General features: G+C 42.7%; 14 protein-coding genes. All 14 read right to left on the reverse strand.

Features of this window, described 5'->3' with window-relative positions; translation table 11 throughout:
- Positions 1 to 114: 114 nt before the first annotated feature.
- Positions 115 to 2,187, reverse strand: coding sequence for a type I DNA topoisomerase (gene topA / locus HNR44_RS06225; RefSeq protein WP_184403205.1), 2,073 nt, complete (start codon positions 2,185 to 2,187; stop codon positions 115 to 117).
- Between the two features lie 376 nt (positions 2,188 to 2,563).
- A complete protein-coding gene (gene dprA, locus HNR44_RS06230) occupies positions 2,564 to 3,418 on the reverse strand; it encodes a DNA-processing protein DprA (RefSeq protein WP_184403206.1) in 855 nt (284 codons plus the stop codon).
- 141 nt (positions 3,419 to 3,559) lie between these two features.
- Positions 3,560 to 4,471, reverse strand: coding sequence for a succinate--CoA ligase subunit alpha (gene sucD / locus HNR44_RS06235; protein ID WP_184403207.1), 912 nt, complete (start codon positions 4,469 to 4,471; stop codon positions 3,560 to 3,562).
- Between the two features lie 18 nt (positions 4,472 to 4,489).
- Positions 4,490 to 5,650, reverse strand: coding sequence for an ADP-forming succinate--CoA ligase subunit beta (gene sucC / locus HNR44_RS06240; protein WP_184403208.1), 1,161 nt, complete (start codon positions 5,648 to 5,650; stop codon positions 4,490 to 4,492).
- A 313-nt stretch (positions 5,651 to 5,963) separates the two neighbouring features.
- Entirely contained in the window at positions 5,964 to 7,778 is a 1,815-nt protein-coding gene (locus HNR44_RS06245; RefSeq protein WP_184403209.1) for an ABC transporter ATP-binding protein, read from the reverse strand.
- Positions 7,779 to 7,805: 27 nt separating this feature from the next.
- Entirely contained in the window at positions 7,806 to 9,548 is a 1,743-nt protein-coding gene (locus tag HNR44_RS06250) for an ABC transporter ATP-binding protein (RefSeq protein WP_184403210.1), read from the reverse strand.
- A 184-nt stretch (positions 9,549 to 9,732) separates the two neighbouring features.
- Complete coding sequence (locus tag HNR44_RS06255) at positions 9,733 to 10,101, reverse strand: thiol-disulfide oxidoreductase DCC family protein (RefSeq protein WP_184403211.1); 369 nt, start codon at positions 10,099 to 10,101, stop codon at positions 9,733 to 9,735.
- An 84-nt stretch (positions 10,102 to 10,185) separates the two neighbouring features.
- On the reverse strand, positions 10,186 to 10,374 hold the full coding sequence (locus HNR44_RS06260) for a hypothetical protein (protein WP_184403212.1): 189 nt from the start codon (positions 10,372 to 10,374) through the stop codon (positions 10,186 to 10,188).
- A 193-nt stretch (positions 10,375 to 10,567) separates the two neighbouring features.
- Positions 10,568 to 11,335: a ribonuclease HII gene (locus tag HNR44_RS06265; protein ID WP_184403213.1), complete on the reverse strand. Its 768-nt coding sequence runs from the start codon at positions 11,333 to 11,335 to the stop codon at positions 10,568 to 10,570.
- A 39-nt stretch (positions 11,336 to 11,374) separates the two neighbouring features.
- Positions 11,375 to 12,229 carry a ribosome biogenesis GTPase YlqF gene (gene ylqF, locus HNR44_RS06270; RefSeq protein ID WP_184403214.1) on the reverse strand — a complete coding sequence of 285 codons (855 nt, stop codon included), beginning with the start codon at positions 12,227 to 12,229 and terminating at the stop codon, positions 11,375 to 11,377.
- Between the two features lie 93 nt (positions 12,230 to 12,322).
- The gene (gene rplS, locus HNR44_RS06275; protein WP_184403215.1) at positions 12,323 to 12,667 is read right to left on the reverse strand and encodes a 50S ribosomal protein L19; all 345 of its coding nucleotides are present in this window, start codon (positions 12,665 to 12,667) and stop codon (positions 12,323 to 12,325) included.
- Between the two features lie 106 nt (positions 12,668 to 12,773).
- Complete coding sequence (trmD, locus tag HNR44_RS06280) at positions 12,774 to 13,511, reverse strand: tRNA (guanosine(37)-N1)-methyltransferase TrmD (protein ID WP_184403216.1); 738 nt, start codon at positions 13,509 to 13,511, stop codon at positions 12,774 to 12,776.
- Positions 13,508 to 14,041: a ribosome maturation factor RimM gene (rimM, locus tag HNR44_RS06285; RefSeq protein ID WP_184403217.1), complete on the reverse strand. Its 534-nt coding sequence runs from the start codon at positions 14,039 to 14,041 to the stop codon at positions 13,508 to 13,510. The genes trmD and rimM overlap by 4 nt, the downstream gene beginning before the upstream one ends.
- The gene (locus HNR44_RS06290; protein ID WP_184403218.1) at positions 14,022 to 14,450 is read right to left on the reverse strand and encodes a YlqD family protein; all 429 of its coding nucleotides are present in this window, start codon (positions 14,448 to 14,450) and stop codon (positions 14,022 to 14,024) included. The genes rimM and HNR44_RS06290 overlap by 20 nt, the downstream gene beginning before the upstream one ends.
- Between the last annotated feature and the right edge of the window lie 8 nt (positions 14,451 to 14,458).

The raw sequence follows: 14,458 nt of genomic DNA on the forward strand, positions 1-14,458 counted from the left end.
TTCATTGGTGTGACCGAATTTCAACGATATTGTGAAGAGGGGTCAAAATCTCAGCCATTAAGTAACAAAGGATAAGGAAACCCCTTTATGAGGTTTCCTATTCTTTGAAAGGCTTTAATTAGGATCTTCACGATAATCACAAGTGGAACACTGCACCCGTACTTCCTTCTTGGTCTTTTTCTCTACGAGAAGACTCTGACATTTAGGGCAAGGACGTGCAATTGGTTTATCCCAAGAGACAAATTCACATTCCGGGTAGCCATCGCAACCGTAAAACGTACGCTGTTTTTTACTTTTTCTTTCCACAATATTCCCTTCATGACAGCGTGGGCATTTCACCCCAATCGGCTTTACGATTGCTTTGGTATTACGGCACTCCGGAAAATTGGAACAAGCCATGAATTTTCCGTACCTTCCCATCTTGTACACCATTGGATTACCACATTTCTCGCAATCCTCACCAGCGGGTTCGTCTCTAATTTCGACTTCTTCCATTTCCTGCTCCGCAACATGGAGGCGTTTTTCAAAATCTTGATAGAAGTTATCGATGATCGCAATCCAATTTTCTTTGCCTTCCTCCACATCATCAAGTTCCGTTTCCATCTGAGCTGTGAACTTCACGTTCAAAATTTCCGGAAAGAATTCAACAATTAAGTTTAACACAATCTCCCCGAGTTCTGTCGGTACGAAACGCCGATCTTGAAGTGCTACATAACCCCTGCGCTGGATGGTATCGAGCGTGGGGGCGTAAGTAGAAGGACGGCCTATACCGAGTTCTTCCATGGTTCGCACAAGACGCGCTTCGGTGTACCTTGGAGGGGGCTGTGTAAAGTGTTGTGTTGGTTCCAACTTTTCTTTTTTAGCCGTTTCTCCTTCGACTAGTGCCGGAAGAAGCTTTTGGTCTTCTTTTTTGTTGTCATCATTACCCTCGACATACACTTTCATAAAACCTTGAAACTTCACCTTAGATCCGGTAGCTCTAAAAATCATTCCCCCATTTTCAAGGTCAACCGACATCGTATCCATGACGGCGGGAGCCATGCGGCTCGCCAACATCCGTTCCCAAATCAGACGGTATAAGCGTAATTGATCACGTGATAAATTTTCTTTAATCGACTTAGGCGAGCGGGGAATGACAGTAGGACGGATCGCCTCATGAGCGTCTTGTGCACTCTCATTTTGACTGTTCGGCTTCTTGTCTTTTCCGACGTAATCTTTGCCATATGTTTCTTCGATGTAAGTTCTGGCTTCCGCTTTCGCAGTATCTGAAATTCTCGTGGAATCTGTACGCATATACGTAATTAAACCTACAGTGCCTTCTTTGCCAAGGTCAACACCTTCGTATAATTGCTGGGCAACCATCATCGTTTTTTTGGCACGGAAATTAAGCTTACGTGCCGCTTCCTGCTGAATAGAAGATGTAGTGAACGGTTGTACTGGGTTACGGCGGCGTTCTTTTTTGCTGACCGATTGAATATTAAAATCATCACTTTTAATATTCCCGAGAACCTCATCCACGTCTTCTTTCGTTTTCAGCGAATGTTTTTTATTTCCTTTTCCGTAATACTGGGCTTCAAACGATTCTTTTCCGTACGAAAATTCTGCTTTAATATTCCAATACTCTTCTGGTTCAAATTGCTGAATTTCTTTCTCCCGATCGTTAATCATTTTTACAGCAATAGATTGGACACGACCAGCACTAAGTCCCTTTTTAACTTTTTTCCAAAGCAAAGGACTAATGTTGTAGCCTACAAGGCGGTCGAGAATCCGACGTGCCTGTTGGGCATCAACCAAGTCTGTGTTGATCGCACGTGGATGTTTGAATGCTTCTTTGATCGCGGGCTTCGTAATCTCATTAAATACGACACGACATGGAGAGTCTGCATCAATGTCCAAGCTAAATGCTAAATGCCAGGCAATGGCTTCACCTTCTCGGTCAGGGTCAGCAGCAAGATAGACTTTCTTTACTTTCTTGGCTGCTTGTTTTAATTCTTTTAAAACTGGACCTTTTCCGCGAATGGTTATATATTTTGGATCATAATCCTGATCAACGTTCACACCCATTTGTGATTTTGGCAAATCACGGACATGTCCCATAGATGCTTTCACCATATACTTTTTTCCTAAATATTTTCCTATGGTTTTCGCTTTAGCGGGAGATTCAACGATTACAAGGTAATCTGCCATCTCTAGAGTTTCCTCCCCCTTGTTAAGGTTGTTTCAAAAGTCCGAAAGAAAGCTTCGGTTCCTTTTGAACTCGTACGTAATGTAATTTAAAACCTTCCCTATTATTAAACAACATTTTGCAGTTTGTCAAACGACCATGCTTTTTCAAGGGAAAGTATATGACAGGGCAGGGATATCCATGACCTTGTCAATTGTGTACAAAAAGGCCAAGTTGGATTTCGCTTCCTCAGACACTGTAGGGACTCGAGTCTAGAAAGGGGGATCCTTCGTGCAGCGGAGTGTAAGACGAGTAGCTCCTTTAGCCACTTCTCATTCGAAGAAAAAAAGTTTTTCTATTGTGTGGGATTTTTTCGGGATTGTTAAGAATTTTGGGAAGTTATAGATCTGAAGGGCGCAGGACCATTGAAGCGCCTTGTTCGATTAAACGATTGGTCCCTACGGATGTTTTGCTATAAATAGGTCCCGGGAGTGCACAAACATCCCGTCCCTGTTCTAATGCCTGATCTACAGTGATGAGCGTTCCAGAACGTTCACCAGCTTCAACGACGAACAAACGCTCACCAAGGGCACTAATGATTCGATTACGTTCCGGAAAATGCCATTTTTGGGGACGAGTATAAGGAGGATATTCGGATAGAAGGAGATGATCTTTAGCAATGTGTGAGGCGAGAGATTGATTTTCACGTGGATAAATATGATGAAATCCACCGGCAATAACGGCGATAGTTTTACCTTTAGCAATAATAGCGCGCTTATGAGCGATCGTATCAATTCCTTTTGCTAAACCACTCACGATGACTCGACCTGATTGAACGACAGGGGATAGAAGTTCTTCAACTGCTCGTATACCATATCTGCTCGGTTCACGCGTTCCGACAACCGCTAATGTGTCTTGATTGCATAAAGCAATGTTCCCTTTACAATAAATGATCCATGGTGGATCTAGCATTTGTTTTAAGCGCCTAGGGTACGAAGGGTCATCGATCGTTAAAGGGGTAACCCCTTCTAATTCCATTTTTTGTTCTTCTTCTACAATAGATGACGTCTTCCAATAAGAAGACCAACGGTTTGCAGTTTTGGGATGACACCCAGTGACTTGTACTAATTTTTCTGGAGAATAAGTGAGAGTTGAATAGAGACGAGGTTGATCAGTATGAAGGCGATGAAGAGCCCTCCAAGTCATGCCAGGGGCGAATTGAGCGTGGATTAAACGTTGTCTGTACGTAACCATGCTTACTTCCTTTCTATACTGTTGTACGTAATTACCTTAAGTTTGTGTAAAACTGCCTTTAATAAAAATTTTCTGTATTCTATACGATCAATCATACGACGAACGATCAACGCTCAGCGGATCGTTCGTCGTGGATAACAGTTATTTAGGGTCATGCGTCAAACATGCTTCATAAAGGTTATTTTCTTTTAATGTCTCAATTAATGTTTCCCCAATTACCGCCGGTGTCTCAGCAACAGAGATGCCACATGATTCCATTGTTTTTTTCTTCTCCTCTGCTGTTCCTTTACCGCCGGAGATAATGGCACCAGCATGACCCATACGCTTTCCTGGAGGGGCAGTGGCGCCACCAATAAAGCCAACAACAGGTTTATTCATATTGGCTTTCACCCATTCAGCAGCTTCTTCTTCAGCGGTTCCACCGATTTCACCAATCATAACGACCGCTTTTGTATCTTCATCTTCATTAAACATCTTTAATGAGTCGATGAAATCTGTTCCGTTAACAGGGTCACCGCCAATTCCTACTGCCGTTGATTGCCCAACACCTGCGTTCGACAATTGATCAACGGCTTCGTACGTAAGCGTTCCAGAACGGGAAACCACGCCAACATGCCCTTTTTGATGAATGTATCCAGGCATAATTCCAATTTTACATTCGTCCGGTGTAATGACACCCGGGCAGTTCGGCCCAACGAGGCGAGTTTTTTTGCCTTCCATATACCGTTTCACTTTCAGCATATCCATTACAGGGATCCCTTCAGTGATGCAGATGACAACATCAAGCTCTGCATCTACGGCCTCAAAAATCGCATCGGCAGCAAGTCCTGGTGGAACATAGATAACTGAAGCAGTGGCTCCTGTGGAAGCTACAGCTCCTGAGACCGTGTTAAAAATAGGGACACCTTCGATTTCAGTTCCACCTTTTTTCGGTGTAACGCCTGCAACGATTTGAGTACCATATTCGATGGCCTGTTTTGTATGAAAAAGACCGGTTGCACCGGTAATCCCTTGTACAATCACTTTCGTATCTTTATTAATTAAGATACTCATAGTAGAGTGCCCGCCTTTCTATTTTACTAAATCTACAATTTTTTCCGCGCCATCTGCCATTGAATCTGCAGCGGTAATATTTAAGCCTGACTCTTCAAGAATCTTCTTGCCTTCAGCCACATTCGTACCCTCTAAACGGACGACAAGCGGCATCGTCAAGCCGATTTCTTTCGTAGCGGTTACAACACCTTCAGCGATGACGTCGCATTTCATAATTCCCCCGAATATATTTACATAAATGCCTTTCACATTTTCATCTTCGAGGATAATTTTGAATGCGGCCGTTACTTTTTCTGCGGTTGCACCGCCTCCTACGTCGAGGAAATTGGCCGGTTCGCCGCCATTATGCTTAATAATATCCATCGTTGACATCGCCAGGCCAGCGCCGTTGACCATACAACCGATATTTCCATCTAAAGCAATGTAACTTAGGTCGTACTCGGATGCTTCGATTTCTTTAGGATCTTCTTCATCAAGGTCACGTAATTCTTGAATGTCTTTTTGACGAAATAGGGCGTTAGAATCAAAATTAAGTTTAGCATCAAGAGCGAGAACGTCGCCTTCTTTTGTTGTTACGAGGGGATTAATTTCTGCAACAGAGCAATCTTTCTCCACAAATACTTTGTAAAGCCCGCTCATAAACGCAACCGCTTTACCGAGAGAATCCTTCGGAATGTTCATGTTGAACGCGAGGCGGCGCGCCTGGAAACCTTGTAGACCAATGGCAGGGTCAATAAACTCTTTGAAGATTTTTTCGGGAGTTTCTTCGGCTACCTCTTCGATCTCAGTTCCACCTTCTTCAGAACCCATCAAAACGATGCGAGAAGTACTACGATCAAGGACTAAACCAATATAAAACTCCTTGTCAATGTTGCATCCTTCCTCAATTAACAATCGTTTAACCTCTTTACCTTCTGGTCCGGTCTGGTGCGTGACGAGGGTTTTGCCGAGAATCTCATCGGCATATGTACGCACCTCATCTTCGTTTTTAGCGACTTTTACACCGCCGGCTTTTCCGCGGCCGCCAGCATGTATTTGCGCCTTAACGACGCCCACATCTGTGCTGAGTGAACGAGCTTTTTCAACGGCTTCATTAACAGAAAAAGCTACGTGCCCATTCGGTACAGCTACGCCATACTGTCTGAGTAAATCTTTACTCTGGTACTCATGAATATTCATGATCTTTCCATCCTCCCTATGAGTACATTCAGTTCCTTAACATACGGAAACATCCGCATGCCATATGATCTTTACACACATTTTTTATGATACCAGTCTTCCAGAAAAGAATAAAGTACAAGATTCGCGAAAGGTCCACACCTTTTTTGAATAACATAACCTACGAAAGCTGTAATGGACAGGAAACACGTTGACTGAACTTTCGCGATAAATCGGATCTATTTGCTATCCCGTTTTACTTAATTAATAATAAATTTTTTATGTAAACAAATGGTGGTTAGCTATGGCAAGGTACTTCCATAGCTAACCACCATTACGTCACATCCAGAGCTTGGAACTGGCTGATCACTAATTCGTAATATTTGCCTCGTTCTATCATCAGCTCGTTATGGTTTCCTTGTTCTATAATATTTCCTTGTTCAAGGACGATAATATGATCAGCTTCACGAATCGTGGATAAACGGTGGGCAATCATGACTGATGTTCGATCCTTGAGGAGCGTTGCGAGCGCCTTCTGGATTTTCAGTTCCGTTTCTGTATCAATACTCGCTGTCGCCTCGTCCAGGATAATAATTTTCGGATCAGCGAGCAATGCACGGGCAAAAGAGAGTAGCTGCCGTTCTCCGACGGATAGAATGTTCCCCCGTTCCTCCACTTCTGTTTCAAACCCATTTTGTAGATTTAGAATGAAATCATCAGCACCAATAGCCTCAGCAGCTCTTATTACTTCCTTATCACTTGCATCAGGTCTGCCGAAGCGAATGTTTTCCATAATGGTTCCCGAAAAGATAAAGGTATCTTGTAGGACCGTACTCACTTGTTCCCGTAATTCGTTCAGCCGATAATCCCGAATGTCTTTCCCATCGATACGCACAATTCCTCCAGTAGGATCATAATAACGCGCGATAAGATTGGCAACCGTTGATTTCCCAGAACCAGTGTGACCAACGAGGGCAGTCGTTTGCCCTGGTTCCATTCTTAAGGAGACTTCGTTCAACGCTTTCCGGGAGGTGTCATAGCTAAAAGACACCTCGTCAAACTCAATTTCGCCATTCAAATTTTTAGCGTGGGCTCCGTCCTTTTTATCGACAACATTTGGTTCTTCGTCTAAAAACTCGAAAATCCGTTCTGAAGAAGCCATAGCCACAAGCAATTGATTATATACTTGCCCAAGCCTGGAGATTGGCTCCCAAAACATTCCAAGGTAGAATGCGAAGGAGACTAGTACCCCAAATCCGATCGTCCCTTGAGAAATTAGGTATGCACCATACCAAATTAAAACGGCTGAACCTATAGCATTGGACATTTCAACAAACGGCCGGAAAAAAGCACTTTTCCGGGATGCATCATTCCAGGCATTAAAGTTTTCCTGATTGATTCCATTAAAATAACCTTTGTTCGCTTCTTCTTGGCTAAAAGACTGGGTCACCCGGATGCCCTGAATACTTTCATTCAAGTGTGAATTGAGTTTTGACTGTCGAATGCGCACAACCTGCCAGGCACGCCGAATACGTCTCCTCAATTTTGTAGAAATGAAAAACATAAGGGGTAAAACAATAAGGACTGCAAGTGCAAGCGGTGGACTTAACACAAAAAGAATGATGATAATACTAACGAGCATGACCACGTCCATTAAGAGGTTAATAATCCCATTTGTAAACAACTCTTGTAATGAATTGATATCATTAACAACCCTTACTAGGATGGAGCCAGCTGACCTCGTATCAAAGAATCGATTTGAAAGGGTTTGAATATGATTAAACAATCGTTTCCTAAGCGCGAAAATCGCATTTTGACCAATTTCATTCGTCCATTTAATTCGAAAATGATTCGCAACTAAAGAAAAAATATACAAAAGCAATGCAAAGACGGACAGTTGAAACATTAAGCCATAATCTTGATTGGCAAGCGCTACATCTAAAGCCCATTGTCCAATGATGAGCGGCACAACGAGTCGTACTCCCGTTGTAATCATCATTGCGACAATCGCCTTGGGAATTAAGCTTTTGCTTGTTTTCATATAAGCAAACAACCGAATTAATTTTCCCCAATTGAATGGTTTCTCAATGGCCGTATCTTTACTGTAATGAAACCGCTTCAAGATACGCTCACTAAACTCTTGCCCCATGAATTGATTCTCCTCTCACCTGGTCAATTATGCGTTTATCGCTTCTAAATCTTGATACTGAATATCATAAATACGGCGATACAATCCATCGTTCGTTAATAATTGCTCGTGTGTGCCCCTTTCAGCAATTTGTCCATTCTCTAACACGAGGATGGTATCCGCATGCTGAACGCTTGAAATTCGGTGGGCAATAATGAACGTTGTCCTCCCGCGCATAAGTTCACGGAAAGCTGCTTGAATTTTGAATTCCGTTTGCATATCTACTGCACTAGTGGCATCATCAAGCACGAGAATGCTTGGGTTAATTAAAAGTGCACGTGCGATCGAAATTCGTTGCTTTTGTCCTCCAGATAATCCCATTCCGCGTTCACCAAGCACTGTATTATAACCATGAGGTAAGGCTTCAATGAATTCATGGGCCTGGGCACGTTTTGCAGCATCCATAATATGTTCCATCGTCACATCCGGTTGTCCGTAAGCGATATTGTCACGTATGGTTGAACTGAATAAGAAAGGCTCCTGCAGTACAAAACCGATTTTTTCCCGCAGGGAACGGAACCTATAATTTCGGTTATCAACGCCGTCAATGAGCACCTCGCCTTCTGTCGGCTCATAAAAACGGGCGATCAAATGCGTGATGCTCGACTTCCCTGCTCCTGTCGCCCCCATAAGACCGATCACTTCACCAGCGCGAGCTTGAAAGTTAATGTCTTTAAGTGCCATTTTATTCTCACCGGGATAGAGAAAGTTTACCTTTTTAAAAGTTACCTCACCGCTCATATCCTGGGCAGTAATGGAATTTTTACGGTCATAAATATCTTCTTCCTCATTTAATATTTCAAGTAAACGTTCGCCAGATGCTTTTGACTGACTAAACGTATTAATGATAAACCCTAAATTCGTAAGCGGGCCCATGATATACCAGACCAGACTGAAGAAAGCCACAAGTTCTCCGGGCATTAACGTCCCGTAGATCGCAAGATATCCACCATACGCAAGTAATAAAACGACTGCCATATTACCGATGAACTCCATCACGGGAAAATAACGAGCCCAAATGCCAGACGTATATAAATATTTATCACGGTAGTCCATATTTTTTTCCTCAAAGCGGCCCATTTCGAAATTTTCCCTCGATAAAGATTTTACTGTGTTTATTCCGCTTACATTTTCCTGAACACGAGTATTCAAACTCGCCATTGAAAGGCGAATATCATAAAAAGCCGGATGAACAAATTTATCAAACCGATGGACAGTGAAAGCTAGAATTGGCATCATCAACATGGTAATAAGCGCGAGCTGCGGTGAATAATAAAACATGACCGACAAACTAAAAGCAACAATCATAACAAAGTTAAATAACTGGGCGAAACCAAAAGAAAGAAAATGACGAAATCCCTCCACATCCGCAGTCAAACGCGACATCAAGTCACCTGTCCGCGCATTATCATAAAATCTAAATGGAATAAATTGCAGTTTGTCATAAAGCACCTGCCGAAGTGAATATACCGTTTGAATGCCGAATAGATCCCCTAAGTATTGGTTAAAATAGGCTGCAATCCCCTTAAAAAGCATAATAAAAATGAAGCCAATGGAAAGCAAAGGGATAATGGAGAAATTTTGGTTAACGATTCCTTCGTCAATGGCAAGTTGCAAAAATATTGGGTAAACAACGGTCAGTCCTGTTACAAACAATAAAGACAAAATGGAGCCAAAAAAATAACGCCGATAAGGCCAATAGAATCGGCTTAATTGTTTGAATACTTCCATGTAAAGTTTCCCTCCATTCCTCAATTACATAGCAGCTTATAATATATCGTGTTTCGAAATAAATGACTATTGCTTTGTTTGCTTAAAATTTCGATTTAATCGAAATAAGCTCTTATATAACGTTCGTATTGCCCCATTTCACGTGATTGCTTCGATTTTCTTTTTCTATTTACAGAAATACCGTTCAGTTTCCTTTATAAGACACCCGCCCAAACCATCGATATCGTCGTATGGAAACAAAACGATAAATGGGCCTTCCAAGAACAATAGCGCCCGGAAGATAAAGAAACAAAGCAAAGGGAAGGGTAACAGGGAAAATAGAAAGAAGCTTACGGACCGTATTGTAACCTGTCAAAACTTTTTTGTCTTTCGTCAACATATATATTTCATCGTACATATTTTTATAAGCATTTGCCTTCTCCAGTGTATTTCTACTTACCCTTTGGACAGGGAACCAGGCAACATCGTTTTGCCAGTCCAGTTTTTGCAAGACAGCTTTAACACTGCGGCATAAAGGGCATTCCGCATCGTAAAAAACAATATGTTGATCCATAGGTATCTCCTCCCTTATGTACGATTTCCTAGTAATAGTACCAGGTAAACATCAAAGCAGGTGCATATACACCTGCCCATCATGTTAACAACTCTCATCTTTACTGTCATCTTGATCTTTTTGTTTCCTTACCTTTTTTGTCATATCCTTAGCCATTGCATCGGTTTGCTGAATCGCGTGAAAGACCCCAAATTCGTTGGCCATTTCTTCTTTATAGGTATCGACAACTTCTTGGCTAGCCTCAATGTCTAATAAATTTTTTGGTTTGGACACACGTACACCTCCTTAAATTTAGGATCATTTTAGTGTGTCCGGTTTTAGAATTTTTCTTTCATTCGATTCTTGATGGGCGTATCGATTCACGTGCTAGGATCATGCTAATATTAGTGTTTGCGGCCCACCAAATTCTGCTCGGTTGTCATCCAAAGATTTCAGTCTTGCAAAACGAGTACGCAGTGCCTTTTCATTACGCATGTCTTTTCGATACAGGCTGAAAAGAACGACGATGCTCTGGACAGGGTCCGTGCTTATCTAAAATTTGTAAATGCTCCTTCGTCCCATAGCCAACATTTTGATCAAATCTGTAGGCCGGATACTGTTCGTGTAGCGTTTTCATATATGTATCTCTTGTTACTTTCGCAACAACAGAGGCAGCAGCAATGCACGCGCTTTTCGCATCACCTTTAATTAAGGATGTTTGGCGAATGTCTAGCGGGAGATCCATAGCGTCAACCAGGAGATGATCCACCCGTGTTGAAAGGTCTTCTACGGCACGAGTCATCGCGAGGCGTGAGGCATAATAAATATTCATATTGTCAATTTCCTGTGACGACGACGTGCCGATGCCAACATCCCCGTTGGCCATGATCTCATTATAGAAATACTCCAGTTTTTTGGCATTCAACTTTTTAGAATCTGTAAGCCCTGCCAACTCAAGCGAAGCAGGTAAAACCACAGCAGCTGCTACCACTGGACCTGCAAGCGGCCCCCGTCCCACTTCATCAACCCCTGCCATTTGCGCGCCCGGAAAGCTAAACTTCTGCTCAAAGAATCGCATATCCCTAAATTGTTGCAGCTCTTGGGCTTCAAGTTCACGCATCCGGTCATAACGATCCATTAAATCTTGAACACCTTTCCGTGTATCTGCGCGCAATTCTTGAAGCCATGTATCCGAGGGTGTAGTTTCAGTAAATAGTTTTTCTTTAATTTTTACAATGGGGGTTTTTTTGACCATCTTCACACCTCTTTATTTATCTCGGGAAGTTTCTCATGTTTAATAACTATCCATAGGTGCTTCCAATGAACAGGAACCCAGTTTTTGAGAACGAAAATCACGTAGAACGATTTCAGCCGCCTTATCAAAATCCACATCGCCACCTGCGATTAGACAGCCGCGTTTACGACCAATCGCTTCGAAAATCTCTACACCTTCTTCTGGAAGTTGTGACAACTTATAGCGTGCTTCCAACGCTTCTGGGTAGCGTTTGTGCAGCTGTTGAATTAAATAGAGAACCACGTCTTGAAAAACGAGACGCTCGTCTTTAATTGCTCCAGTAATCGCAAGTTTATATCCAACCTCAGGATCTTCAAATTTCGGCCACAAGATACCGGGGGTGTCAAGCACTTCCATTTGCTTGCCCACTTTTAGCCAACGATTGCCCTTAGTGACCCCTGGCTTGTCCCCAGTATCTGCTTGGTTTTTGCCAACGAGGCGATTGATCAATGTTGATTTCCCCACATTTGGGATTCCCACAATCATTGCCCGTATTGCCCGGTTTTGAATCCCTTTTTTTTGCAATGCTTCCATCCTTGGCTTTGCAAGCCTTTTGACTTCCTGAACAAGTTTGGATACGCCTTGATTATGCTTGGCATTAACCAGGACGACACTTTCGCCGTTTTGGGAAAAATGTTGTTGCCATTCTTTTGTAACAACGTCATCAGCCATATCCTTTTTCATCATTGCAATAACCTTCGGTCGACCCGAAAGTACTTCATTTAAAACGGGGTTACGGGAAGCCTCGGGGATACGGGCATCCGCAAGTTCAACAACAACATCTACACGTTTAATATATTCTTCAAGTTCACGCGTTGCTTTTGCCATGTGACCCGGGTACCATTGAATCGTCATGATTGTAATGTCACCTCCTTGTTAAACCTTTCAAATCGTAGAAAAAGAGCTTGGTAGGATAGAGGGCCCCCAAGCTCTTTACTAGAATGATCATTAACGAAGTTCCTTGACACGTGCGGCTTTTCCTTGCAACTTCCGCAAGTAGTAAAGTCTAGATTGACGAACTCGGCCACGACGTCTAACTTCGATTTTGTCAATTTTAGGTGAATGAACAGGGAATGTCCGTTCAATACCAATTCCTGACGTCGTTTTGCGAACCGTAAACGTTTCGCTTACCGAACTGCCACGACGTTTTAAGACAACGCCTTGAAATACCTGGATACGTTCACGTGATCCCTCAACAACTTTTACGTGAACCGCTACTGTATCTCCAGGGCGAAAGTTAGGTACGTCATCTTTCAGTTGAGATTTCGTTACTTCCTTTAGTAAATGACTCATGAGATCTTCCTCCTTTCTTCTCGGATGCTCTTACGGGTTTTCCGAAGCGGAACATCGGATTCAAAGGCTTCTGCCACAACGTACATCATAGCATAACAAGCATTTTTCAGCAACGTTCATTTTCTTCAAATTCCTGAATCCACTCTTTTTCCTGCTGATTCAAAATACGTTCTTGGAGTAAATCGGGACGCCGAATCCACGTACGACGCAACGATTCCTTTCTTCTCCATTCCTCAATATGAGCATGATTTCCGGATAACAGAACCTCGGGCACTTCCATACCCCGGAAGACAGCAGGGCGTGTATAGTGAGGGTGCTCCAGCAAGCCTGTTGTAAACGAATCCTCGTGTGCAGACGTATGATTCCCAAGTACATCCGGCAACAAACGGATGACGCTATCCGCAACGATCATCGATGCAAGTTCACCGCCCGTTAGGACATAATCCCCAATGGAGATTTCATCAGTGACTGCAGTACGCACCCGTTCATCATAGCCTTCATAGTGCCCGCATACGAAAACCAGATGCTCTTCTTTTGCGAGGGACTCGGCTTTCTGTTGGGTAAAGGGAGCGCCTTGAGGAGAAAGCATGATGACGCGGGAGTGGCTCCGCTCTTTTCTTTTTACATCTTCAATCGCATCAAACAGCGGTTGTGCGCGTAAAACCATTCCAGCACCGCCCCCGTAAGGGTAATCATCCACCTTATAGTGTTTATTGTCGGAATAGCTCCGAAAATCAATCACCTCATAGTTGACAGCACTTTTATCAGATGCTTGCTTCCAAATCGAGGAAGATATGACTCCGCTGAACATGTCAGGAAATAGAGTTAGAAAATTGATCTTCATTCATCTAACAACCCTTCCAACAAATGAACCGTTACGAGCTGATTTTCAACGTCTACTGATTGTACTACCTCTGATATATAAGGAAGCAATAGATCCTTTGCATGGCCATGTCTTCGGACGACCCATACATCATTTGCTCCCGGTGTTAATATTTCACGAATGGTTCCGAGTGCTTCACCCTCATAGGTATAAACGTCCATACCTATAATTTCACTGTAGTAAAATTCGTTTTCATGCAATGTTTCACGCATGGATTCATGGACTTCGAGACTTGCCTCTTTTAATTTTTCTGCAACCGTTCGTGATTCATACCCTTTAAAAATAAGTAAATGAAATTGTTTATGCAATCGATGGCCCCGGATTTCAAGCATTTCCGTTTCACCATTTTTTTTCACGGCTCTTAATTCTGAACCGAGCGCAAAACGCTCATCCGGAAAATCTGTTGTAGCCATTACACGAACTTCTCCATTAACGCCATGTGTATTTACAATTTTTCCAACATGATAATAATTAGTGTTGGAGGCTGTCATCCTCGTCTTCTCCTTTAGAACGAATTTCGCGAACAACGCCATCTTCGATAATAATTTCATCTTCTAAACGGTGAGAAGCCCAACGGTCTCCCACTTGAACATCTGCGAATCTTTTGACGGTTTCAGCCGTGACTAGTGACCCCGACGGCAGTGATTTTACTTTACTTTCCCTAAAGTTTAAGCTTTCCAATCGTTGTTTACGCTTGTTGATTTCACCAGTATATTTACTCTCTACAAGGTTTTTATTCCGAGAGTCTGATTGCTCTTTCAGCTGTTTTTGATACTGGAAGCGCAATTGTTCCGTTTCCGTTTGCAATCGTTCTTTTTCCGAGGCCATTTTGTTTAACAGTTTCTCACGATAATCTTCGGTAAGGACGTGGCGGACAAGTACTTTTTTTTCAATTCTCATTTATTCAC

The sequence above is a fragment of the Geomicrobium halophilum genome (genome assembly GCF_014207655.1).
Lineage (GTDB): Bacteria > Bacillota > Bacilli > Bacillales > Marinococcaceae > Geomicrobium > Geomicrobium halophilum.

What these genes read in the sequence shown, in the direction of transcription:
- topA (WP_184403205.1), bottom strand. Translation starts at nt 2,187, where the DNA reads ATGGCAGATTACCTTGTAATCGTTGAATCTCCCGCTAAAGCGAAAACC.
- dprA (WP_184403206.1), bottom strand. Translation starts at nt 3,418, where the DNA reads ATGGTTACGTACAGACAACGTTTAATCCACGCTCAATTCGCCCCTGGC.
- sucD (WP_184403207.1), bottom strand. Translation starts at nt 4,471, where the DNA reads ATGAGTATCTTAATTAATAAAGATACGAAAGTGATTGTACAAGGGATT.
- sucC (WP_184403208.1), bottom strand. Translation starts at nt 5,650, where the DNA reads ATGAATATTCATGAGTACCAGAGTAAAGATTTACTCAGACAGTATGGC.
- HNR44_RS06245 (WP_184403209.1), bottom strand. Translation starts at nt 7,778, where the DNA reads ATGGGGCAAGAGTTTAGTGAGCGTATCTTGAAGCGGTTTCATTACAGT.
- HNR44_RS06250 (WP_184403210.1), bottom strand. Translation starts at nt 9,548, where the DNA reads ATGGAAGTATTCAAACAATTAAGCCGATTCTATTGGCCTTATCGGCGT.
- HNR44_RS06255 (WP_184403211.1), bottom strand. Translation starts at nt 10,101, where the DNA reads ATGGATCAACATATTGTTTTTTACGATGCGGAATGCCCTTTATGCCGC.
- HNR44_RS06265 (WP_184403213.1), bottom strand. Translation starts at nt 11,335, where the DNA reads ATGGTCAAAAAAACCCCCATTGTAAAAATTAAAGAAAAACTATTTACT.
- ylqF (WP_184403214.1), bottom strand. Translation starts at nt 12,229, where the DNA reads ATGACGATTCAATGGTACCCGGGTCACATGGCAAAAGCAACGCGTGAA.
- rplS (WP_184403215.1), bottom strand. Translation starts at nt 12,667, where the DNA reads ATGAGTCATTTACTAAAGGAAGTAACGAAATCTCAACTGAAAGATGAC.
- trmD (WP_184403216.1), bottom strand. Translation starts at nt 13,511, where the DNA reads ATGAAGATCAATTTTCTAACTCTATTTCCTGACATGTTCAGCGGAGTC.
- rimM (WP_184403217.1), bottom strand. Translation starts at nt 14,041, where the DNA reads ATGACAGCCTCCAACACTAATTATTATCATGTTGGAAAAATTGTAAAT.
- HNR44_RS06290 (WP_184403218.1), bottom strand. Translation starts at nt 14,450, where the DNA reads ATGAGAATTGAAAAAAAAGTACTTGTCCGCCACGTCCTTACCGAAGAT.